Source organism: Dehalogenimonas sp. W, assembly GCF_037094495.1.
Taxonomy (GTDB): domain Bacteria; phylum Chloroflexota; class Dehalococcoidia; order Dehalococcoidales; family Dehalococcoidaceae; genus Dehalogenimonas; species Dehalogenimonas loeffleri.
This window is the reverse complement of the sequence record NZ_CP146612.1, coordinates 1,516,406-1,537,611: the sequence shown is the minus strand read 5'-3', so window position 1 is coordinate 1,537,611 and position 21,206 is coordinate 1,516,406. Positions and strand designations below refer to the sequence as shown.

Below are 21,206 nucleotides of genomic sequence, written 5' to 3'. Positions count from 1 at the left end.
TCAGCGGGTTCAGAATAACTAAATCCCATATCGCGCCTATATCCACTTAAATACCTCTTCTACTGAACGCTGTGTAGCCAGATTTGAGCCCCGGTGGCTACGTTCAAAGCGTAAATAGTCTCATTTGTCTGTGAATGCACAAACACAATATCGCCCTGGGTTGCCAGCGGCGCTCTAACCGTGGTATCCAGTTCGGTCAGGACACTGACTGTCCCTGTTGAAAGCGCGATCAGGCTGATTACGCCGTCCTGGGCGGCCACAACCAGCTTATCTCCGACCACAACCGGTGTTGAAGATACAGGTGCTGTCATTTCATATTGTTTGTCCAGTGAGCCGGAAGCAAGATCAATCACGTAGATAGTGCCGTCGGTATTGGGCGCATAAACCTTGCCGTCCAGCACGACCGGTGCCGTCCAGAACCAACGTTCACCTGTAAAGGACCACAGTTCGGCTCCAGTGTTTTTATCAAGGGCGTAAAGCTGACGATCCAAAGAACCCACGACGACAGTATCGCCAACGATTCTAGCCGCACTGGTGAACACGCCTTGGGCGTCAAACGACCATAACTCCTGGCCGTCATCGGCAGAAAGTGCATAAAAGGAATTATCAAAGGAGCCGACGTACAAAACACCGTCAGCAACTACCGGTGTCGCCCATACCTTGTCGCCGGTTTCAAATTGCCATTCTTTCTGACCGGAAGCGGCGTTTAAGGCGTATATATTTCCGTCATCGGACCCGTAGTATATCAGCCCGTCACTGTACGCCAGCCCGCTGACTACCGCCGACGGTAGTTTGTTGTCGGTGGGATAAACCCACTTCAGCGTGCCTGCTGTATTCAAGGCAAACACCTTGCCGCTGTAACCGGCCACAAAAACAGTGCCGTCTATCACCAGCGGACTGCCGTAGGCTCCCTGGGCTTTCTCCAGCGCGTTTTGCCAAACGGTATTGCCGTTGCCGGCGTCAATGGAAAATAATGTACCGTCGCGGGTAACGAAATATAGATTGTCCCCATCCGGAGTTACGCCGCTCCAGCCCAGCGGTCTGGTGCCGCCGCCGAAACATCCGGTAAAAAGAATGGTAAAAGCCAGCAGCATGGCTGTCAAAGATAATAATTTATTTTTCAAAGCGGGCTACCTCTCAATAATGCACTGGTCATGGTACCGGGTCGTACCCACCCTCATTCAATGGATGACAACGGGAAAGCCGTTTGGCCCCCAGCCAGACGCCTTTAAAAACCCCGTATCTGGATATAGCCTCATACGTATATTGTGAACAGGTCGGTAAAAACCTACAGGACGGCGGAGTAACCCGGGAAATGCTGTTTTGGTAGGCTTTAATCAGCCACAGTGCCATTTTTTTCATTGCTGAATTACCAATCCGGCCCGTCCGGTGAGTTTTTGAGCACTTTCCACCAGTTGGTGGTAGCTGGCGTCCCGGGCAGCCTGCCGTGCGATGACTACAATATCATATCCCTTTTCTAAAGGTTTTTGGCGAAATATTTCTTTAATTCTCCGCCGGACCCGGTTGCGGACTACTGCAGCGCCGACCTTCTTGCTGACCACGATGCCGATGCGATTGTGCTCGCTATGTCCAGGTATTATCTTGATAACCAGTCTGGCATCCGACCAACCGCGTCCGCCGTTCATTATCCGGCGGAATTCCCGGGAATCTTTTAACGAATAATATTGCGCCATTGCCCCTCCGCTTTCCGAACCCAGGGGCAGAACCGGTTAAACTACTGTCAGACGTAAACGACCCTTGGCACGCCGAGCTTTCAAAACATTACGACCGCCGCGTGTTGCCATGCGGGCTAAAAAGCCATGTTCCCGTTTCCGGGGAATTTTCTTGGGTTGATATGTTCTTTTGGGCACGATTATCCCTCACTCAATAATTCAAATAAAAAAAGTAATTATTCCGCCGTCGGATTTTCAGTGGTTTCAGCCGAAACCTCGGTGACGATCTCAATCTCAGCCACTGTTTCAGTTTCAACAACAGCCACGGTTCCTTCCACCTTCGGTGCTACCGCTTCGTTAACAGCGGGTACGGCTTTCGGCATCCCCGGACTGACCGTCCAGGAAGTACCGGCAACACGAATATGCTCCGGTACAAAGGGCAGCAAGGCTATCATCCGGGCTTGTTTAATCGCGTTTGCCAAAGCCCTTTGATGCTTCGCACAGGTACCGCTGCGGCGACGGGGGTTAATCTTGCCGCGTTCGGATATATACCGGCTCAAACGGGCGGTATCCTTGTAATCAATCACCAGATTCTTGTCAGCGCAAAAGGCACATACTTTACGCCTTGCCTGAAAACGTCCGCGACCGCCGAAGCGTCCAGCGGGCCTGGCGCCGCCCTGCGGCCGGGATCCAAAACTTCTCGAAACTACCAAGTTAAAATCTCCTGAAAAAAATAATCTGTTGTATATACTTAGAAAGGAAGGTCATCGGGACTGATATCGCCGCCGGGCTCCACGGTGGCACTGTCGCCGGAAGATGCCGGCGCCCGATCCAATGAACTTACCGTACTGGCAATAACTTCTGTCTTATAACGTTTCTGGCCATCCGGTCCGTCCCAGCTGCGGGTTCGGAGTCGGCCCTCTACATAAACCAGTCGGCCTTTGGCCACAAACTGGTTGCATTGTTCCGCCAGTTTGTTCCAGGCAACGACACTGAACCATTCGGTTTCTTCTTTCTTTTCACCATCCCCGGCATCATACCGCCGGTTGGTAGCAACAGAAAAAGTGGTCACCGGATGCCCGCCGGGAGTGAAGCGCATCTCCGGCTCCACACCCACGTTGCCGATTATCATTACCTTATTTAAACTAACCATCAATATCCCCCGTTTCCGGCATCAAAGACCTAGGCGTCCGGTTTAATCGCCATATGGCGCAGGACGCTTTCGGAAATCCTCAGGTCATCGGTTAATTTTCTGACTACCGATGAGCCGGCGGTGAATTTGAATAAGACATAGACACCTTCAAGCTGTTGCTTGATTGGATACGCCAGCCTTCGCTTGCCCCACCGGTCCACCGCGTCAACAACACCGCCGTTGGCGGTTATCATGTTGGAGATGTGCTCTACAGCAACATCAATTTTCTCCTGGGGCAATTCCTGGCGATAGATGACGACCAATTCATAACTGCTAACCGGCTCAGTGCGACTGCGCAGCAGTTCGGTCATTTCCTGGCTTCGTTTTTCTTTAACAGCGATGGTAGTACCCTCCCACAGTACACTTAATCCTAAATAACTGCGGTATTATAGCACAACGTAACCGGGCAAACAACAAGGTTTGTCTGAATACCGCGTAATGATTGGATACTATTATGTGCGTTTACGGCCGGCTCTGCAAATATCCAGATCCTGATTAATTTTCACTCATCGTTTCAATTTCTCAATACCGGCGGTTTCGTTTGACATTCGGCGCAAGATTACGGTACACTTCCACTTCGCGCGGCCCCGTGGTGTAGCGGTTTAACATGCCACCCTGTCACGGTGGAGATCGTGGGTTCGAATCCCATCGGGGTCGCCATTCTTTCAGCTTCCCCGTCCGGGTTTTTCGTCTATTTGCACGATTCTTCCACTATTGCTAGGATATGATTTGGTGTGCCCTTTCATGTCGGATAAAATAGGTTTAATTCAACAACCTTAATCATATGCAGGACAAAGATCTTTCCCTTCTAGAATTCCCCCGCATCCGGGAGATAATCGCTGAATTCTGTCATTTTGAACTCAGCCGAGCCCTGGTGCTGAAGCTTTTACCCTCAACTGATGTTGATTGGATTGAAGCCCGTTTAGCCGAATCCGCCGAAGCCCGCCGGATTTTACAGCATGAACCGGGGCTGTCGGCGTACGGTCTTTCAGATGTGACCGAACCATTGCGTTTCGCCCACCTGGGACGTGGCTTGGAGGGTAAGGTATTAGCCGAAATTCGGCGAAATATCGGCGTTCTGCGCCAGTTAAAAAGCGGTATCGGAGACACCTCCGCCGACACACCTCGTCTGGCCGCTATTGCCGAAAACATCGCCGGCTTTTCAACGCTGGAGAAAACCATGGACCGCATAATCACCGCAGACGGGGAGCTCCAACCCGGCGCTTCACCGGAACTGCTCAACATCCGGAACCGCTTACGGGCCAAGCGTGACGAAATGACGGCTAAATTACAAAACCTTATCCAGTCTGAAGCTACCCGGCATTATATTCAGGAGCCGATCATTACCGAGCGTGAGGGCCGTTTCTCACTCGCTGTAAAAGCCGAATACAAAGGTGAAATCAAGGGCATCGTCCATGATATTTCCAACTCCGGCGCCACGGTGTTTCTGGAACCTTTTACCGCCCTGGAAACCGGCAATGAATTCAAGGAACTGGAAATCATGGAAGCCCGGGAAATTGAACGGATTCTGAGAGAGCTTTCAGCCGCGGTCGGCAATCACGCCGCCGCTATCATATCTGGCCTCCGGGCTGCCGCCGAAATTGATTATGCCCTGGCTAAAGCCCGCTACGCGCATCAGGTCAAAGCACTGGAAGCCGCGGTATATAGCAACTCGTCGTCCGAAAAAGGCATCATCCACCTCAATAACGCCCGCCACCCCTTGATTGGTGATTCTGCTATCCCGCTATCTATTGAAATAGGTAAGGACTTCAGTATTATCGTTATCACCGGCCCCAACACCGGCGGCAAAACCGTTGCCCTTAAGACGCTGGGGCTTTTAAGTGCCATGACTCAGGCTGGTTTGCCGATCCCAGCCGAAAGCGGCTCCCGATTGCCCGTATTTTCCGGTATATTTGCTGATATCGGCGATGAACAGAGCGTTCAGGAAGCTCTTTCAACCTTCAGCGGCCATATGAACAATATCGCCCGGATTATCAACCTGGCTAAGGACGGCAGTCTGATTTTGCTGGATGAACTGGGGGCCAGTACCGATCCTCAGGAAGGCTCCGCTTTGGCCAGGGCGATACTGCTCCACTTACAGGTTCTGGGCGCCCTGGGAGCGGTTACCTCTCACTTCACCGACCTTAAGGTTTTTGCCCATGTAACCCAGGGCTTACAAAACGCCTCGTTTGAGTTTGACCCGGATACCTTGAAACCGACCTACCGGCTCACTCTGGGTTCGCCGGGCGGCTCAAATGCCATTGCCACCGCCGCCCGTTATGGGATACCTCCAACAATTATTGAAACCGCTCGTGGCCTGTTATCCGGCGGCGGTCGCCGACTGGAAGAATTGCTTAATGTCCTGCAGGAGGAGAAACAGCGCCTGGAGGATCAGCAAAAATTAATTAGCCGGGAGCGTATATCACTGCACAACCGACAGCAAATCCTCCAAACCGAATTATCTCGGCTTCACGATGAAAAAACCGGAATCATTCAGACCGCGCGAGACACCATCGTGGAAGAAATCTCCCAACTCCAGAAAGAGTTGCGCCTGGCCAGAAATACGCTGGAAAAAGAGCGTTCCACTGCCGCCTTAAACCAGGCTAAAACGATATCAGAAAATGTCCGCACCCGCCTGAAACAGGGTATTTTCTCTGAAATATCCAACGAGGTTGCGCCGGATAACGAGTTGCTTAAAACAGGCGACCGGGTATGGCTCAAGGAGGCTGAAATAGAAGCTGATGTCGTATCCGTTAACGACAAAACCGGTCAGATTGAAGTATCTGCCGGGTCTTTGCGCTTCAAATTGGAGCGTCAGGGCGTGGTCAAAACTAATGGCATTTCCGGCAAACGGCCTGATACCAAAGTCAGGATATTGTCCGCAGGCAAACAGATTGGAATTGAACTTGACCTCCGGGGCAAACGCGCCGATGACATTGAAACGCTGCTGGATGAATATCTGAATAATGCCGCAACAGCCAACCTGCCGGAAGTCCGAGTCATCCACGGCTACGGTACCGGAGTGCTGCGTGATATCGTACGACAGCAAGCGGCCCGTCATCCGCTGGTAGGTAATTTTTTCAGCGCGCCGCGTGACCAGGGCGGTGACGGTGCAACTGTGATTCGGTTGAAATAATACAACCGACTCTTGACAATCCCGGACGGTATGTTACCATTGAAAAACAATGAACCAACGTTCAACCGATCACTGTCGTAAATCGTTACTTACCCGGCACCAATTCAATACCGCATCAATAACGGGGGTTCGTTAACACGCCATGGAAGCACCAGCCTTCATTATCACGCCCTATACCGCCGGGTACCTGTTCTCTCTGACCATTACTCTGATCGCCGCCGCAGTATCTTGGCAACGCCGTCAGTCCTTCGGTGGGGTTGCGCTTTTTTTGCTGATGACCGCCGCTTCAATCTGGATCTTTTTCGGTTTACTGGAAGTCTCCGCCACCGCTCAGAGTACCAAAATACTGTTATCCAAGTTGGAATACATCGGAGGGGTGAATACGCCGGTTCTGTTTTTTGTATTCGCGGCGGCATATGGCGGATTCAGCCGCTGGCTGTCGCAGCGCAATTTGGTGCTGCTTTTTTTAATCCCTGCGGTGACTTTACTCTTAGCCTTCACTAACGAACACCACCATTTGATTTGGGATTCATTTTCCGCAGTCAATCCAGACACCAATCTGATGATTTACGGGCATGGGATTTGGTTCTGGATCGCCAATATCGGCTATTCAACCCTCTGCCTGCTGGGCGGTGGACTGCTGATTATCCGGGCGGCTTTACAATCCCACGCTGAATACCGGCCGATCGCCTTTTTGTTGTTATCGGGCGTCTCCATTCCCTGGATTGCCGGCCTTCTTTATGTTTCCGGATTCAATCCCTTCCCCGGCTATGACCTGACCCGAGTGGCATTTGCCTTTTCCGGGTTAATGTTTTTACTGGCTATCTTCGGCAGACATCTGCTGGCTATCGCCCCGGTCGCCCGCAACATCATCATTGATACCATACCTGACGGCATGCTGGTACTGGATCGCGCCGACCGAATAATTGACATCAACCGCTCTGCAAGGGAAATGATAGGCATAACAGACCATTCACCCATCGGCCGGCCTCTGCTAAGCCTGATTTCCGTCACACCGTGGCTGAGTTCTTTAAGTTCATTAAGTGAAGAGTCTTCAAGCTTGTGTCTGATTACCGGGACAAACCATCACCTGGAGGCCAGCATCAGCATCTTGCGGGATAATCGCGGGCGGACCACCGGGCGTATTATCCTTTTAAGGGACATCACTGAGCGCCATCTGTCTGAACAAGCGGTCCGTAAAAGCCAGGAGCTTTATCTTTCCCTGTTCTCCAATATGTCCGAGGGCGTGGCCTTGCATCGGCTGGTTGAAGATGAACACGGTCAGGCCGTAAATTACCGCATTATTGACGTTAACCCTGAATTTGAAAAGCTGATCGGCATTAAGAAGAAAGATGTCATCGGCAAACTTGCCACAGAGGCCTACGGCATCCCGCAAGCCCCGTACCTTGAAGAATATGCCGGAGTGGCCTATTCCGGTCAACCGAGCCATATTCAGGTCTATTTCAAACCGCTGGGGCGCCAATTTGATATCTCAATCGCACCCTGGGGAGAAAAAGGTTTCGCTACCATATTCACCGATATTACCGAACGAAACCGAATTTGGGAGACCACATCGCAATTGGCTTCCATCGTTGAGTTTTCCGCTGAAGCCCTCATCGGGCGTGACACCAACGGGATAATCACCAGTTGGAACAAAGCAGCCGAAAAGATTTTTGGCTACACTGCGGCCGAAATGATCGGTCAGTCCAATTCCCCGCTCATCCCCGCCGGCATTGACAATGAAGTCCCGGAAATACTCCAGGAGATTTTTAAATCCGGGACCGCCGTCAATTGGGAAACCACACGTCAACGGAAGGACGGCGCACTTATTGACGTGGCGGTGATTATATCCCCTATCAAAGACACCGACGGTCACGTTACCGGATACTCCACCATTGCCCGGAACATCACTGAGGTTAAAAAGTCCCAGGCTCGCATTAAAGCCGCTCTGGCCGAAAAAGAACTGCTGCTGAAAGAGATCCATCACAGGGTTAAAAATAATATGCAGGTGGTGTCCAGCCTGCTTAAAATGCAGAGCCAGTACGTCGCCGATGAACCTACTAAAGCAATGCTCAAGGAAAGCCAGGAACGCATCAAGAGTATGTCGCTGGTTTATAACAAGCTATACGAATCCGCCGATATCGCCAGTATTGATATCCGGGATTACGTCAATGATCTGATTACAAATTTGCTGCACGCCTATGCTCCCGAACCCGGTGTAATCCACGCTGACATTGATGTCGCCGGAGTGTCATTTGACCTTGATACCGCCATCCCGCTGGGCCTGATCATCAACGAACTGGTAACTAATGCCATAAAATATGCTTTCCCCGAGGGCAAGCACGGCACCATTCGGATTTCTTTACAACCCCTTAACGATAATGGTAAATATGTCCTGATCGTCAAAGACAACGGCATCGGACTTCCGGAAGGTTTTGACCCGCTGAATAATCGCTCGCTGGGCATGAGATTGGTCAATGCCCTGGCCCGCCATCAATTAGGCGGTGTTTTTGACCTGGAGCGCTCCGGCGGTACCACCTTCAGAATTGTTTTCCAGAAAGGTTAAATCAATGGCTAAAGCTAAGATATTGGTAGTTGAGGATGAAGGCATCACCGCCCAGGACATCCAGATGAGTCTGGAAGACATGGGTTATGAGGTGATAGGTCCGGCCGCCAATGGCGATGACGCGCTGGCGCTGGCTGAGGAACACCAGCCTGTCCTGGCTCTTATGGACATTGTCTTGAAAGGCCCGCACTCCGGCATCGCCACGGCTATTGAGCTGAAAAACCGGTTTACCATTCCGGTGGTGTATCTGACAGCCTATGCTGATGCCGCTACCCTGCAACAGGCCAAAAAGGCTGAGCCGCTGGGTTATCTGACCAAACCGTTTAACGAAAATGATCTCCGCGCCGCCGTAGAAATAGCCCTGTATAAAGCCGGTATGGAAGCTGAACGCCGGGAACTCACCCGCAAGCTCCAGGAAGCGCTGGATAACATCAAAGAACTCAAAGGCCTTATCCCCATCTGCGCCAACTGCAAACAAATCCGTGATGATAAAGGCTACTGGCAATCGGTTGAACATTATGTCGCCCTGCACACCGGGGCTGATTTCACCCATTCCATCTGCCCCAAATGCACCAAAGAGCTTTACCCGGAGTACTATGACCAGGTTTACAAGGACTGACTTGTCATCATGCCGGTAATAAAGCTACAATATAATCCTAAATGGTTTTAAATTCATATTTATTCACCCGACCCCGTCGGCGCCGCTTCCGAATTTAGACGCTTGATTAAGGCGTCGTTTTTGTTTTTCCGAATTATTTAACCACGCCGTTTGAAGGAGACTTTTGTGCCCAAATACCGTGAAGACATTCGTAATATCGCCATTATCGCCCATGTTGACCATGGCAAGACCAGCCTGGTGGACGTGATGCTGAAGCAATCCCACGTTTTTCGGGAAAATCAGGAAGTCGGTGAACTTATCATGGACCGCAACGCCCTGGAGCGTGAAAAAGGCATCACTATTCTGGCCAAGAACACCGCCGTCTTGTACCGTGACCATAAAATAAATATTATTGACACCCCCGGCCATGCCGATTTTTCCGGTGAAGTGGAACGGGTGCTGAATATGGCGGAAGGCTGCCTGCTGCTGGTTGATTCAACCGACGGACCGATGCCCCAAACCCGTTTTGTCCTCCAACAGGCCTTGGAGAAAAAGCTTAAGCCGATCGTCGTGGTCACCAAAATGGATCGCCCGACCCGCCGCATAAAAGAAGTTTTATCCATGACCCAGGATCTCTTTCTGGAACTGGCCACCGACGACTTTCAGCTGGATTACCCGGTCATCTACTCCAGTTCCCGGGACGGTTTCGCGGTGAGCGACCCTGACACGGCCGGCACCGATCTGGTGCCCCTCTTTGAATGTATCCTGCGGGAAATACCGCCGCCGGAAATTGAGGATGGCCCGCTGCAGATGCTGGTCTCAAATCTGGATTATTCCAGTCACAAAGGCCGGATAGCCATCGGCCGTATCCGCCGCGGTGCGGTTTCCCCCAGGGATTCCGTAGTAGTCATTAACAGCACCGGCGAAAATAAACGCTATCAGATAAACGAAGTATTTACCCATCTCGGTCTGGCCCGACAGGAAGTTGACCGGGCCGATGCCGGCGATATCATCGCCGTAACCGGCCTTGATGCCGTTAACATCGGCGAAACCATCGCCAGCCCGGAGCGTCCGGAAGCGCTGCCCGGTATCACTATCGGAGAACCGACGGTTAAAATGACCTTCGGCGTCAACACATCCCCCCTTGCCGGCCGTGAGGGCAAATACTGCACCTCCCGCCAGATACGAGCCCGCCTGTACCGGGAACTGGAAACCAACATCAGTCTGCGGGTGGAAGATACCGACTCACCGGATGTCTTCCTCGTTTCCGGCCGGGGCGAGCTTCATCTTTCCGTGCTCGTGGAAACCCTCCGCCGGGAAGGTTACGAGGTAGAGCTTTCCAAACCGGAAGCCATCACCCGAACTGTTGACGGTCAGGTCATGGAACCCATGGAGGCCCTGACCATTGATACCGCCGAGGAATGTATCGGTGAACTGACGGAAATGCTGGCCAAACGCAAAGGCCGGATGACCAACCTGCATCATGACGGCAACGGCAATGTCCGGCTGGAATATCATATTCCCACCCGCGGCCTGATTGGCTTCCGCAGCAGTTTTCTGACCGCTACCCGCGGCCGCGGCGTGATGAATACGCTGTTTTTACATTATGAACCGTGGCAGGGTGAAGTCGGGTCCTCCCGCAGCGGTGTGCTGGTCGCCTCCCAGAGCGGCACCGCCGTCACCTACGGCCTGAACAATGCCCAGGAGCGCGGCTTGACCTTCATTGATCCCATGACGGAAGTGTATGAAGGGATGATTGTCGGTCTGCATGCCCGTGGCTCTGACCTAGCCGTCAATGTCTGCAAGGAAAAAAAGATGACCAATATCCGGTCATCCACCAGTGATATCTCCGTTAGACTGACGCCGCCGATTAAACTTTCTCTGGAAGAATCACTGGACTTTGTTGAAGATGATGAACTGGTTGAAGTTACACCGAAAAATCTCAGATTGAGAAAAAAGCTCCTGTCAGCTCATGACCGGAAAAGATCTGAAAAATAACCGCCTGTATTTTCAGCTGATTAGCCCGTCACCGCCGCTCAAACGAGGATTTAAACATGAATAATCCCGATTCTGAACTTGTAACCATTGTCCTGACCGGTATCGGGGAATGCGGCGGCGCACTGGGTCAGTCACCGGAAGGTCTGCCGGTCAACACTTTCGGCGGTATCGCCGGCGAAACGGTCCAGGTGCGCATTCTGCGCGATTCCGAAACTCAACTTGAAGGCATGCTTGAGAAAGTGGTCACTCCGTCACCGCATCGCCGGGAACCTCCCTGCCCCTATTTCGGTGATTGCTCCGGTTGCCAGTGGCAGCATATTGAATACCCCCACCAACTCGTACTTAAACAGGAGTTGGTCCAAAATGCCCTGGCCGGGCAAGGCATTGATTTCCCCATCAATGCCGTGGTGCCGGCGCCGGAGGAATTCGGTTACCGCAATCACGCCCGTTTTACAGTACGCCGCCGTCTGAACCGGTTCGGTTTTATCAACCGGGTCACCCGCCGGTTTGCGCCGGTTGACCAGTGTCTCATTATGACCGAAGGCATTAACTCCCTGATGGCGGCGCTGGCCGGCCGTTGTGGCGAAACGTCCCAGTTTTCCATTCGTTACGGTGTCAACACCGACGAGTACTTGATCCAGCCGAAATTAAAAAACCCTGAGGTCACGGTCATTACCGGGCAAACGTATTACCACGAGATTATGGCCGGCCGGCGTTTTCGGGTTTCGTCACCGGCATTTTTTCAGGTTAATATCGCTCAGGCCGAAAAACTGGCGGAAATTATCCGGGACCGATTACAGCTCACCGGCGAGGAGACAGTCGTTGATGCCTACGCCGGAGTGGGAACTTTCGCCGTGCTGCTGGCACCCTATGTTAAAAAAGCGATCGCCATTGAAGAATCCGGTGCCGCCGTCAAAGATGCCCGGGCTAACATTCGCGAATTCAACAATGTGGAACTGCTGGAAGCCCGAACGGAATCAGTCCTGCCTCACCTGGGGCGGCTGGCCGATGCCGTCATCGTTGACCCGTCCCGCAACGGCTGCCATCCCGGTGCCTTGAAGACGCTGAACTTTTATCCCTCAAAGAGATTGGTCTATGTTTCCTGCAATCCCGAAGCGCTGGCCCGGGACCTGGTGACGCTGACCCATGGGCCTTATGACCTTGAAGACATCACCCCGGTTGATCTCTTCCCGCAGACTTTCCATGTTGAAACGGTGGCAACCTTAAAACATAATCAGTCTAAAGAAGAGGCTTTTACTCAACGCCAGAACCTGATACTGGCCTCCGCCTCACCCCGTCGTGCTGAAATACTGACTGCTTTGGGCTTAAAGTTTGCCACGTCCGCCTCATCGGTAACTGAAACACCTGCCGCCGGTTTAACACCGGCAGAACAGGCGCTGGCTCACGCCCGCTCCAAGGCATCGGCGGTGGCCGGCCGAACTGAGCATGGCACGGTCATCGCCGCAGATACCATCGTCGTTCTTGACGGTGAAATGATGGGAAAACCCGACTCGCCGGAGCAAGCCGCCGAAATATTGAAGGCGCTTCGCGGCAAAACCCACCGGGTTGTCACCGCAGTTGCCGTCACTGATGCTGCCACTGGTGAGACCCTGGCTGACATTAAAACCAGTCAGGTTACCATGCGGCATTATACTGATGCTGAAATTGATATTTATGTCAATTCCGGCAGCCCGCTGGATAAAGCCGGGGCTTACGGTATCCAGGATAAGGAATTTAATCCGGTTGCCTGCATCAAGGGCTGCTATCACAACGTCGTCGGCCTGCCGGTCTGCCTGATGATGGACATGCTGCTTAAACTAAGCGTTCACCCGAATGTCTCATCCAATTGGCGCCCGGAGGCCGGGTGCCGTGACTGTGCCAAATGGCATAACACTTAAGAGGGAAAGGCCGCTTTTAGCGCACGCAAAGCGCGCAACGTCACCCATTTGCCCGGCTGACCTTTTTCCTCAATTGTAACCCACTTCTTACCGTCATGGGCCGATTCCATCAGCCATCGGCCTTCAGCATCTTGTTTGTCCAAAACCAGTTGCCAAATCGCTTGTAACCGTGAATCCGCCCCATCTCCGAGGCGAGTCAATACTTCCAGAACCTCCAATATGTCTGACGAATATAGCATGGGAAACCCCAATTTGAACCAGGCACGATAGTCTTTGGATTTATCACGGGTCGGAAAATCACAAATTTTCAGATTGGTTCCAAAAAGGAATTGCCGCCCTGTTTCAATTGCTTCGTGAATCGTCCGACTGCGCTGGAGGCAGTTTACCCTGCTCAAAGCCCCCATCGCTTTTACCACCCCCCAGGCACAGGGCATTCCGGTATTTGCGCTGCAGACGAAACCCGGACCCGGGGTGTAGCGATAATACCTGATGGGAGATTCGTCGCCAACCTCAGCAATATCTTCACCGGTGATCAACCTTGCCTGCCACTCAACGGCGTTCATCACTTTCGGATCACCTGTCATGCCAAGATCAAGCATCGCCGCTGCCAGGTACCCGGCATGGCAATGTAGTAAACCGGGATTGGTGCCGTTGTAGCTGAACCAGCCGGCAGGCGCGATGGTATGCCCTAACATATACTCAGCCGCCAGCCGTACTCCCGGGTGTGATATGTCGGCGCCCATTTGAGCCAGTGTCACCAGCGACCACACTGAACCGGTGAATTTCGGCCCATACCCGCCTCCGGGCTTAACCCAAAAACCTTCCGGCCGCATCCGGCTAAGAATAGTGGCCACGGAACCTGTTGAAAAGGCATCTGCTTTAGCTTGAATAAATTCTGGAGAGTCAGCCGGTGAATCCTGCAAGTCCCGTAATGCCAGATAACGCACCGCAGGATTTTGGATATCCGGCTCAAGCAACCAGTCAACCGGATTCCCTTTCACCATGTCCTGCCAGCCGGACATTTTAAGCCCCCCGGAATTTATTGGTGATCGGCAATCGGCGGTCTCTCCCGAAAGCCTTGGGCGTAATCTTCACGCCCGGCGGTGACTGACGCCTTTTGTATTCACTGGAGTCCACCAGCCGGGCTATCCGGCGCACCGTTGCCGCGTCATATCCCTGCGCAATGATTTCCGGCACGCTCCGGTCTTCTTCCACATAGGCCGACAGTATCGGGTCAAGCACATCATAAGGCGGCAGACTGTCGGAGTCTTTTTGTTCCGGTCGCAGTTCCGCCGAAGGTGCCCGGTTAATTATGGCTTGAGGTATCAAGTCACGCCCGGCTTGCCGGTTGCGATGTTTGCACAGTTCATAGGCCAGCGTCTTGGGTACATCCTTGATTACCGCAAAACCCCCGGCCATATCGCCGTAAAGTGTGGTGTAACCGGTAGCTACCTCGCTCTTGTTGCCGGTATTTAACACCAGCCAGCCGAACTTGTTGGATAACGCCATCAGCAGATTGCCGCGGATGCGGGCCTGAATATTTTCTTCAGTCACGTCAGCGTTCAGCCCGGTAAAAACTCCAGCCAGATTATCCAGATAGGCGCTATACACCTCTTCAATAGGAATGGAAAACACCTTGATACCCAGATTAGCCGCCAATTGCCCGGCGTACTCGGCACTAACCGGAGAGGAAAAACGGGACGGCATTATCAGACCGTTAACGTGTTCCGCGCCGACCGCATCAACCGCCACTGCCGCCACCAGAGATGAATCCAACCCGCCGGACAGGCCGATAATCACATGCTGGAAGCCGTTTTTGGTGATATAGTCCCGGGTTCCCGTCACCAGCGCCTGATAGACCTCGGCGTCCGGCTCCAGTAGTCCAGCCATCCGGCGCAGACCGGATTTGTCAGTGTCTATCCCGCCAACACTCAGGTCGGTTATCAGCAGTTCTTCATTGAATTGACCGGCTCTGGCAATCACCGTTCCCTGGCGGTCAACCACCAGACTGGCGCCGTCAAACACCAGTTCGTCCTGTCCGCCCACCAGATTGCAGAAAGCCACGCTGACTCCGTGATCCAGCGCCCGGCTCTTGAGCATCTGTTCCCTAACCAGATATTTCCCGTGGTGATATGGTGAAGCACTGATATTCAAGATTAATTCGGCGCCGGCTGCGGCCTGCCCGGCGGTCGGCCCGTTGTCCCGCCAGATATCTTCACACACGTTCAGGCCAACTTTGACTCCTCTAATGGTGAATACCGGACAGGCCTGCCCCGGTTGAAAATAACGCTGTTCATCAAAAACACCGTAATTCGGCAGATGTATCTTATGGTAGATACCAGTTATTTGCCCGTCCTGAATCACCGCCGCAGCGTTGAATAGCCCTTCCGGCCGGCAATCCACAAATCCCACCACCGCCGTAATCCCCTGCACCACCGCCGCCACCTCGCTCATGGCTTTTCCGTTCGCTGCAATAAAGCCCGGTTTGAGCAGCAGGTCTTCGGGCGGATAACCGCAAACCGTCATTTCGGGAAAAACCACCAGGTCGGCACCGGCATCCCGTGCCTTTATCAGGTATTCGCTGATCAGCCGGACATTCCCGGAAAAATCACCCACCGTGGTATTTATCTGCGCCTGCGCCAGCCGTAATTTTTTCATCGTCTCGCTATCGTATGAGGCTGCCGGTTCATTGTCAAGTGCCCTGTAAAGCCGTCCCGTTATTTAGATGCTATAATAGCCGACTGATGGCTGTCTCTCATGTAATACCGCATTTCCGGGAAGAATCGGCTTTTTTTGAACAGGGCCTTACCCTGGTCGCCGGTGTGGATGAAGCCGGCCGGGGGGCCCTGGCCGGACCGGTGGTGGCCGGGGCCGTTATTTTGGGACGGCGGCGGCGCAAAGGCTGGCTTAAGGTCGTCAAAGACAGCAAACTGTTGTCAGCCAAAACCCGGGAAGAACTTTATGACTTGATCACTACGGAATCGCTTGCCTTTGGTATCGGCGTCGTCTCGCACCAGCATATCGACGCCCACGGCGTCGTTGCCGCCACCAAACTGGCGATGAAACTGGCGCTTTCGGAACTCCAGCCCGGAGCAGACGGTTTGTTGATTGACTACCTGACCCTGCCGGACATCCGCCTGCCCCAAAAAGGCATCGTGGACGGCGATGCCGTCTGCATATCCATCGCCTGCGCTTCTATCATCGCCAAAGTCACCCGTGACCGGCTGATGACCGCGCTGGATGACCGCTATCCCCTTTATCACCTGAGCCGGCACAAAGGATACGGCACCGCGGAACACCTGGCCTGCTTGAATCACCATGGACCATGCCCGATTCACCGCCGTTCCTTCGCTCCGGTTCAACACTTCCGGAGCCTTTTATGAGCCGGATCAGCACCGGGCAAAACGGCGAAGCCATCGCCCGCAAATATCTGGAAAAGAACGGCTACCGAATTCTGGCCGCCAACTGGCGTTCCAAAAATGCCGAGTTGGACCTGATCGCCCGGAAAGGCCGAGAAATTGTGTTCGTAGAAGTCCGCGCCAAATCCACTGACGCCTTCGGCACCCCGGCGGAATCCGTCACCCGGCACAAACAACGGAAACTGATCAGCGCCGCACAGAGCTACCTGGCTGAAAATAAGATTGACGGGGACTGGCGCATTGATTTCATCGGCATCCAGTTCACCGGTAATACCCACCAGCTGGAACATATACCTTACGCCGTAAGTCTGGAATAATTTACAGGCCGGGTCGCCCTGTGTTACCGGCAGCCCATCAGCTTTGCCTTGCTCCAGCCCTTATGCTACAATCAGGCGCTTAAATATATTGAATGAATGTCCAATCGGATGTGACTTGACTTATTTCCACAGTCAAACGCTACGGGCCGTTGATGCCAACCTTGACCGCGCTGCCGAGGGCTTGCGCGTTCTTGAGGACGTGGCACGTTTTTGTCTTGATTCACTGCCCGTATCTGCCGAATTAAAAAGCCTGCGCAATCGCCTGCTGGCCGGCATCCCCTTCACCAGTGCTGAATTAACTTCGGCCCGTGACAGCTCCGGCGACGTCGGCCGAAATCCAGAAGCAGCTAAAATCCCATCAACAGGTCTGGCTGATACCGTAACCGCCAATGCCCGGCGGGTGGAACAGTCACTGCGGGTCCTGGAAGAACTGGCACGCCTGCCGGATTCCCGCCTCAGCGGTGCGTTATTTGAATCAATCCGTTACCGGGTATATGACCTGGAGAAAGAACTCACCGGAGCCGTCGGCCGCCGCCACCGACTTAAGCGGCTGGGGGAACATTACCTGATCACCGGTAACATCGCTGCCGCTGCCGAAGCTCTGGCTGAACCGGCAACCACGGTTCAGCTCAATGAGAGCGGGGCCGGCCGCGGCGAGTTGTGGCGGCAGGCTTTGAACCTGTCGGGCTCGCAAACACCTGATAAAGGTCTCTTTATTATTGGAGAATATGCAGACATCGCCGTCGCCGTTAACGCCGACGGCGTTGCCATTAACGGCGGTTCGTTACCGCCCGGGGTGATAAGAAAACTACTGGCGGTTGACCAGCTCATCGGTTTTGCAGCCCGGGATACTGACGAGGCGGTCAAAGCAGCCGACAGCGGGGCTGATTATCTGGTCTGCCCGGCAGCCTTAAAAAACACTCTCGCCGGCCGGGTCGGCATTCCGGTCATTACCCCACAGGAGACCGCAGCGGTATGACGCAGGATTTTGCCGAAAGATTGGACCGGATTGCCGCCGGCATCCGCATTGCCTTTTCAGAAAAAGATGCCGCCAGAGAGAAATCCCTGCCCCTGTCCCGGGAAGCCATCAGGTTTTGTTCGCTGTCCATCCGCGCCATACACCGCCAGCAACTGACCGAAGCCGAAGAGGCGCTGAACAAGGCAGACGGTCTGCTCCAGGAAGCGGCGGCCAGCATCAAAGCCTGTGACGAATTATCCAACATCAGCTTTTTCCGTGATGCCCAGAAGGAATACGCCGAAGGCCGCATCACTCTGGCCGTCATCAACGGACAACCGATTCCGGCTCCGGAAGACCTCAGTGTTGATTCCGCCGCCTACCTGAACGGCATGTCCGAGGTCGTCGGTGAATTACGCCGCTATATCCTTGACGGCCTGCGCCAGGGCGATATGTCGCGGTCGGAAGAACTGCTTGGCATCATGGACTCAATTTATGAGATACTGGTCACCATGGATTTTCCCGATGCCATTACCGGTAACCTGCGCCGCAGTACCGATGTGGCGCGGGGTATTCTGGAAAAAACCCGCAGCGACCTGACTCTGTCACTCCAGCAGAAGCGCCTGGAAGGTCAACTGGGTGCGCTTAACGATAGGCTTAAATAGAGAGCAAAATAATAAAAGGAGGAATCTGAACTAGTGGACCCAATTATTCTAGCCCTCGGCAGTGCGGTCCTGGGACTGGTGCTCGCCGGATTCCTGGCCAAGTTCGTACTTAGCCAGGATGAAGGTAACGCTAAAGTCCGGGAAATCGCCGCTGCCATCAAAGAGGGAGCCCTGGCCTTCCTTGGACGCGAGTATAGGATACTCGCAATCTTCGTCGCGATAGTCACCCTGGTACTGATTGTCGTCCCTGACCTCGGCTGGAAAGTAGCACTGGCTTTTGTTTTCGGTGCCATCAGCTCCGGTCTGGCAGGTTACATCGGCATGAGTATCGCCATCCGCGCCAACTCCCGCACCGCCGCAGCCGCAGCGGTCAGCCTGAACCATGGTCTGAAAGTTTCTTTCCGCGCCGGTTCGGTCATGGGTATGAGTGTGGTCGCCATCGGCCTGCTCGGCCTGTCTATCCTGTACTTCGCCTTTAATGGCGATGCCAACTTCCTGGCCATCATCCCCGGCTACGGCTTCGGCGCTTCTTCAGTCGCCATCTTCGCCCGCGTCGGCGGCGGTATTTACACCAAGGGTGCCGACACCGGCGCTGACATTGTCGGCAAGGTGGAAAAAAGCATTCCTGAAGATGACCCGCGCAACGCTGCGGTCATCGCCGATTTCGTCGGCGACAACGTCGGCGACACCGCCGGCATGGGTGCCGACCTCTTTGAATCCTATGTTGACTCTATCATCGCCACCATGACCCTCGGCACTATCGCCGTGTTCTCCACCCATCTGAATATCGGTCTGGTGCCGGATGAACAAACAGCCTGGTGGCTGCCGATGCTGGTCGCCGCCGGCGGTATCGTCGCTTCTATTATCGGCATCTTCTCGGTCCGCGTCGGTGAGAAATTGCAGATGACGGCGCTTTTAAATGCGCTGCGCCGCGGCACCTATGTCGCCGCCATTCTGTCGGTGATATTCTCTTTCGCCGCAGTGTATTTCCTGGAAGCCGACCTCGGCTTATTTGTGGCCATCGTAGCCGGTTTAGCTGCCGGTATGGCCATCGGTGAAAGCACCAACTACTTCACTTCATACGTTTACAAACCCACCCTTAAAATCGCTGAGGCCTCTCAGACCGGCGCCGCCACCAACATCATCGCCGGCTTTGGCAACGGCCTGATGAGCGTCGCGCCCCCGGTCGTCTTTATCGTCATCGCCATTATCGTCGCCTACAATTTCGGTGACGTCTACGGCGTAGCGCTGGCCGGCGTCGGCATGCTGGCCACCCTGGGTATTCAGGATGCCACCGATGCCTACGGCCCGGTCGCTGACAACGCCGGCGGCATTGTGGAAATGTCCGGGATGCCTCACGAAATTCGCGAGCGCACCGACGCGCTGGATTCCCTGGGCAACACCACCGCCGCCATCGGCAAGGGTTTCGCCATCGGCTCCGCCGGGCTGACCGCCCTGGCTCTGCTGCTGTCCTACACCATCGCTGTCGGCATCACCCCGTCTCAAATCAGTCTGCTGGACCCCGCCGTGCTGGTCGGTCTGTTCCTGGGCGGCATGCTGCCCGCGGTCTTCAGCGCCATGACCATGCAGGCGGTCGGTAAAACCGGCTTCTCCATCGTTAATGAGGTCCGCCGCCAATTCGCGGAAATCCCCGGTTTGATGGAAGGTACCGGCAAGGCGGAATACGCCAAGTGCGTTGACATCTGTACCAAAGAGTCTCTCAAACAGATGATTCTGCCCAGCGTTATGACCGTTCTGGCTCCTATCGTTATCGCCTTCTTATTCGGCAAGATCGCCTTGGGCGGCTTCCTGATTGGCGCTACGGTTACCGGCTTCATTCTGGCTGTGGCCTTCTCCAACGCCGGCGGCAGCTGGGACAATGCCAAGAAGTGGGTTGAAACCGGTGCTTACGGCGGCAAACGCTCCGAAGCCCATAAAGCAACCGTCATTGGCGATACCGTTGGCGACCCCATGAAGGATACCTCCGGTCCGTCACTCAACATCATGATTAAACTGGTGTCCATCATCTCTTTGGTGCTGGCTCCGGTCATCGTGAATATGAACGGTATCTTTTAGCATTCCCGCCTGGGCGGATTAACTAAAAATGGATTACCCCGGCGCTCGTCTCCGATAGTAGTATCGGGGCCGTGCCCGGGGTAAACTTTTATGGCATCGTCAAGGGCCAGTAGCCGGGTATTCAGACTGTCAATTAAAGTATTATAGTCGCCGCCCGGCAGGTCCGTCCGCCCGATACCGCCGGCAAACAGCGCGTCCCCGGTAAAGACAGTATCCTGACCGTAAAGCGCAATGCCTCCCGGAGAATGACCCGGCACATGCAGTACGGTGAATTTCATTTCTCCAATACTAAGGTCTTCCCACCCCTGCAATATCATTTCCGGTGCCGGCACCGGCGTGGCCCGAAAACCAATCAGCCGGGGCAACGAGTCATCATTCAACAATTCCAGGTCACCCTGATGCACCGCCAGTACCGCCCCGGTCGCTTCTTTCACCGCGCCGGTTGCTGCCGTATGGTCAAAATGACCGTGGGTCAGGATGATATATTTTATCTTCAGTCCCAGCTGCCGGATCCGGCTTATTATCAGTTCCGCGTCAGCGCCCGGGTCAATCACCAGCCCTTCTTTAGTGGTTTCATCACCCACCAGATAACAATTAGCCTCAATCGCCCCGACCGTTAAACGTTCCAAAATCATCAGTGCGTCAACTCCTCATCTTTTTTGGTCTTGCTTCCCCATTTACTATATAGTATTTTTATTATTGGTTCATTCTCT

The 21,206-nt window shown here is 53.9% G+C and carries 20 protein-coding genes and 1 tRNA gene; 11 read left to right on the top strand and 10 right to left on the bottom strand.

Annotated elements, in window-relative coordinates:
* Nucleotides 1-59: 59 nt before the first annotated feature.
* From V8247_RS07980 to rpsF, 7 genes are read right to left on the bottom strand one after another with little or no spacing between them, the layout of a single operon-like run.
* The gene (locus V8247_RS07980) at nt 60-1,124 is read right to left on the bottom strand and encodes a PQQ-binding-like beta-propeller repeat protein (RefSeq protein WP_338737329.1); all 1,065 of its coding nucleotides are present in this window, start codon (nt 1,122-1,124) and stop codon (nt 60-62) included.
* A 28-nt stretch (nt 1,125-1,152) separates the two neighbouring features.
* Nucleotides 1,153-1,362, bottom strand: coding sequence for a membrane protein insertion efficiency factor YidD (gene yidD / locus V8247_RS07975; RefSeq protein WP_338737328.1), 210 nt, complete (start codon nt 1,360-1,362; stop codon nt 1,153-1,155).
* Nucleotides 1,359-1,694 (bottom strand): ribonuclease P protein component, encoded by a 336-nt coding sequence (gene rnpA / locus V8247_RS07970; protein ID WP_338737327.1) that lies wholly within the window; start codon nt 1,692-1,694, stop codon nt 1,359-1,361. The genes yidD and rnpA overlap by 4 nt, the downstream gene beginning before the upstream one ends.
* Nucleotides 1,695-1,730: 36 nt before the next feature.
* Nucleotides 1,731-1,871, bottom strand: a complete 141-nt coding sequence (gene rpmH / locus V8247_RS07965; RefSeq protein WP_338737326.1) for a 50S ribosomal protein L34 — start codon at nt 1,869-1,871, stop codon at nt 1,731-1,733.
* Between the two features lie 38 nt (nt 1,872-1,909).
* Nucleotides 1,910-2,386 carry a 30S ribosomal protein S18 gene (rpsR, locus tag V8247_RS07960; protein WP_338737325.1) on the bottom strand — a complete coding sequence of 159 codons (477 nt, stop codon included), beginning with the start codon at nt 2,384-2,386 and terminating at the stop codon, nt 1,910-1,912.
* Between the two features lie 38 nt (nt 2,387-2,424).
* Nucleotides 2,425-2,826: a single-stranded DNA-binding protein gene (locus tag V8247_RS07955; protein WP_338737324.1), complete on the bottom strand. Its 402-nt coding sequence runs from the start codon at nt 2,824-2,826 to the stop codon at nt 2,425-2,427.
* Between the two features lie 29 nt (nt 2,827-2,855).
* Nucleotides 2,856-3,176, bottom strand: a complete 321-nt coding sequence (rpsF, locus tag V8247_RS07950; protein ID WP_338737323.1) for a 30S ribosomal protein S6 — start codon at nt 3,174-3,176, stop codon at nt 2,856-2,858.
* 272 nt (nt 3,177-3,448) lie between these two features.
* Between rpsF and V8247_RS07945 the strand changes: the two genes are divergently transcribed.
* The 6 genes from V8247_RS07945 to V8247_RS07920 all read left to right on the top strand — a co-directional run bounded on the left by V8247_RS07945 (nt 3,449) and on the right by V8247_RS07920 (nt 13,061).
* A tRNA-Asp gene (locus V8247_RS07945) sits at nt 3,449-3,525 on the top strand.
* Between the two features lie 124 nt (nt 3,526-3,649).
* Nucleotides 3,650-6,001 carry an endonuclease MutS2 gene (locus V8247_RS07940; RefSeq protein ID WP_338737322.1) on the top strand — a complete coding sequence of 784 codons (2,352 nt, stop codon included), beginning with the start codon at nt 3,650-3,652 and terminating at the stop codon, nt 5,999-6,001.
* A gap of 142 nt (nt 6,002-6,143) precedes the next feature.
* Entirely contained in the window at nt 6,144-8,567 is a 2,424-nt protein-coding gene (locus tag V8247_RS07935; RefSeq protein ID WP_338737321.1) for a histidine kinase N-terminal 7TM domain-containing protein, read from the top strand.
* Between the two features lie 4 nt (nt 8,568-8,571).
* Complete coding sequence (locus V8247_RS07930; RefSeq protein ID WP_338737320.1) at nt 8,572-9,186, top strand: response regulator; 615 nt, start codon at nt 8,572-8,574, stop codon at nt 9,184-9,186.
* A 165-nt stretch (nt 9,187-9,351) separates the two neighbouring features.
* Nucleotides 9,352-11,163 carry a translational GTPase TypA gene (gene typA, locus V8247_RS07925; protein WP_338737319.1) on the top strand — a complete coding sequence of 604 codons (1,812 nt, stop codon included), beginning with the start codon at nt 9,352-9,354 and terminating at the stop codon, nt 11,161-11,163.
* 56 nt (nt 11,164-11,219) lie between these two features.
* Nucleotides 11,220-13,061, top strand: coding sequence for a Maf family nucleotide pyrophosphatase (locus tag V8247_RS07920; RefSeq protein ID WP_338737318.1), 1,842 nt, complete (start codon nt 11,220-11,222; stop codon nt 13,059-13,061).
* Here the strand turns inward: V8247_RS07920 and V8247_RS07915 are convergent.
* Complete coding sequence (locus V8247_RS07915) at nt 13,058-14,083, bottom strand: nitrogen fixation protein NifH (protein WP_338737317.1); 1,026 nt, start codon at nt 14,081-14,083, stop codon at nt 13,058-13,060. The genes V8247_RS07920 and V8247_RS07915 overlap by 4 nt on opposite strands.
* Nucleotide 14,084: 1 nt before the next feature.
* A complete protein-coding gene (locus V8247_RS07910) occupies nt 14,085-15,719 on the bottom strand; it encodes an NAD+ synthase (protein ID WP_338737316.1) in 1,635 nt (544 codons plus the stop codon).
* Between the two features lie 86 nt (nt 15,720-15,805).
* Between V8247_RS07910 and V8247_RS07905 the strand changes: the two genes are divergently transcribed.
* The 5 genes from V8247_RS07905 to V8247_RS07885 all read left to right on the top strand — a co-directional run bounded on the left by V8247_RS07905 (nt 15,806) and on the right by V8247_RS07885 (nt 20,493).
* A complete protein-coding gene (locus tag V8247_RS07905; RefSeq protein WP_338737315.1) occupies nt 15,806-16,444 on the top strand; it encodes a ribonuclease HII in 639 nt (212 codons plus the stop codon).
* Complete coding sequence (locus V8247_RS07900) at nt 16,441-16,797, top strand: YraN family protein (RefSeq protein WP_338737314.1); 357 nt, start codon at nt 16,441-16,443, stop codon at nt 16,795-16,797. Before V8247_RS07905 ends, V8247_RS07900 begins: the two co-directional genes overlap by 4 nt.
* Before the next feature lie 115 nt (nt 16,798-16,912).
* The gene (locus V8247_RS07895) at nt 16,913-17,776 is read left to right on the top strand and encodes a thiamine phosphate synthase (protein ID WP_338737313.1); all 864 of its coding nucleotides are present in this window, start codon (nt 16,913-16,915) and stop codon (nt 17,774-17,776) included.
* Nucleotides 17,773-18,417, top strand: coding sequence for a haloacid dehalogenase (locus tag V8247_RS07890; protein ID WP_338737312.1), 645 nt, complete (start codon nt 17,773-17,775; stop codon nt 18,415-18,417). Before V8247_RS07895 ends, V8247_RS07890 begins: the two co-directional genes overlap by 4 nt.
* Before the next feature lie 33 nt (nt 18,418-18,450).
* The gene (locus tag V8247_RS07885) at nt 18,451-20,493 is read left to right on the top strand and encodes a sodium-translocating pyrophosphatase (protein ID WP_338737311.1); all 2,043 of its coding nucleotides are present in this window, start codon (nt 18,451-18,453) and stop codon (nt 20,491-20,493) included.
* Here V8247_RS07885 and V8247_RS07880 read toward each other — a convergent pair.
* Complete coding sequence (locus tag V8247_RS07880; RefSeq protein WP_338737310.1) at nt 20,490-21,128, bottom strand: MBL fold metallo-hydrolase; 639 nt, start codon at nt 21,126-21,128, stop codon at nt 20,490-20,492. The genes V8247_RS07885 and V8247_RS07880 overlap by 4 nt on opposite strands.
* Between the last annotated feature and the right edge of the window lie 78 nt (nt 21,129-21,206).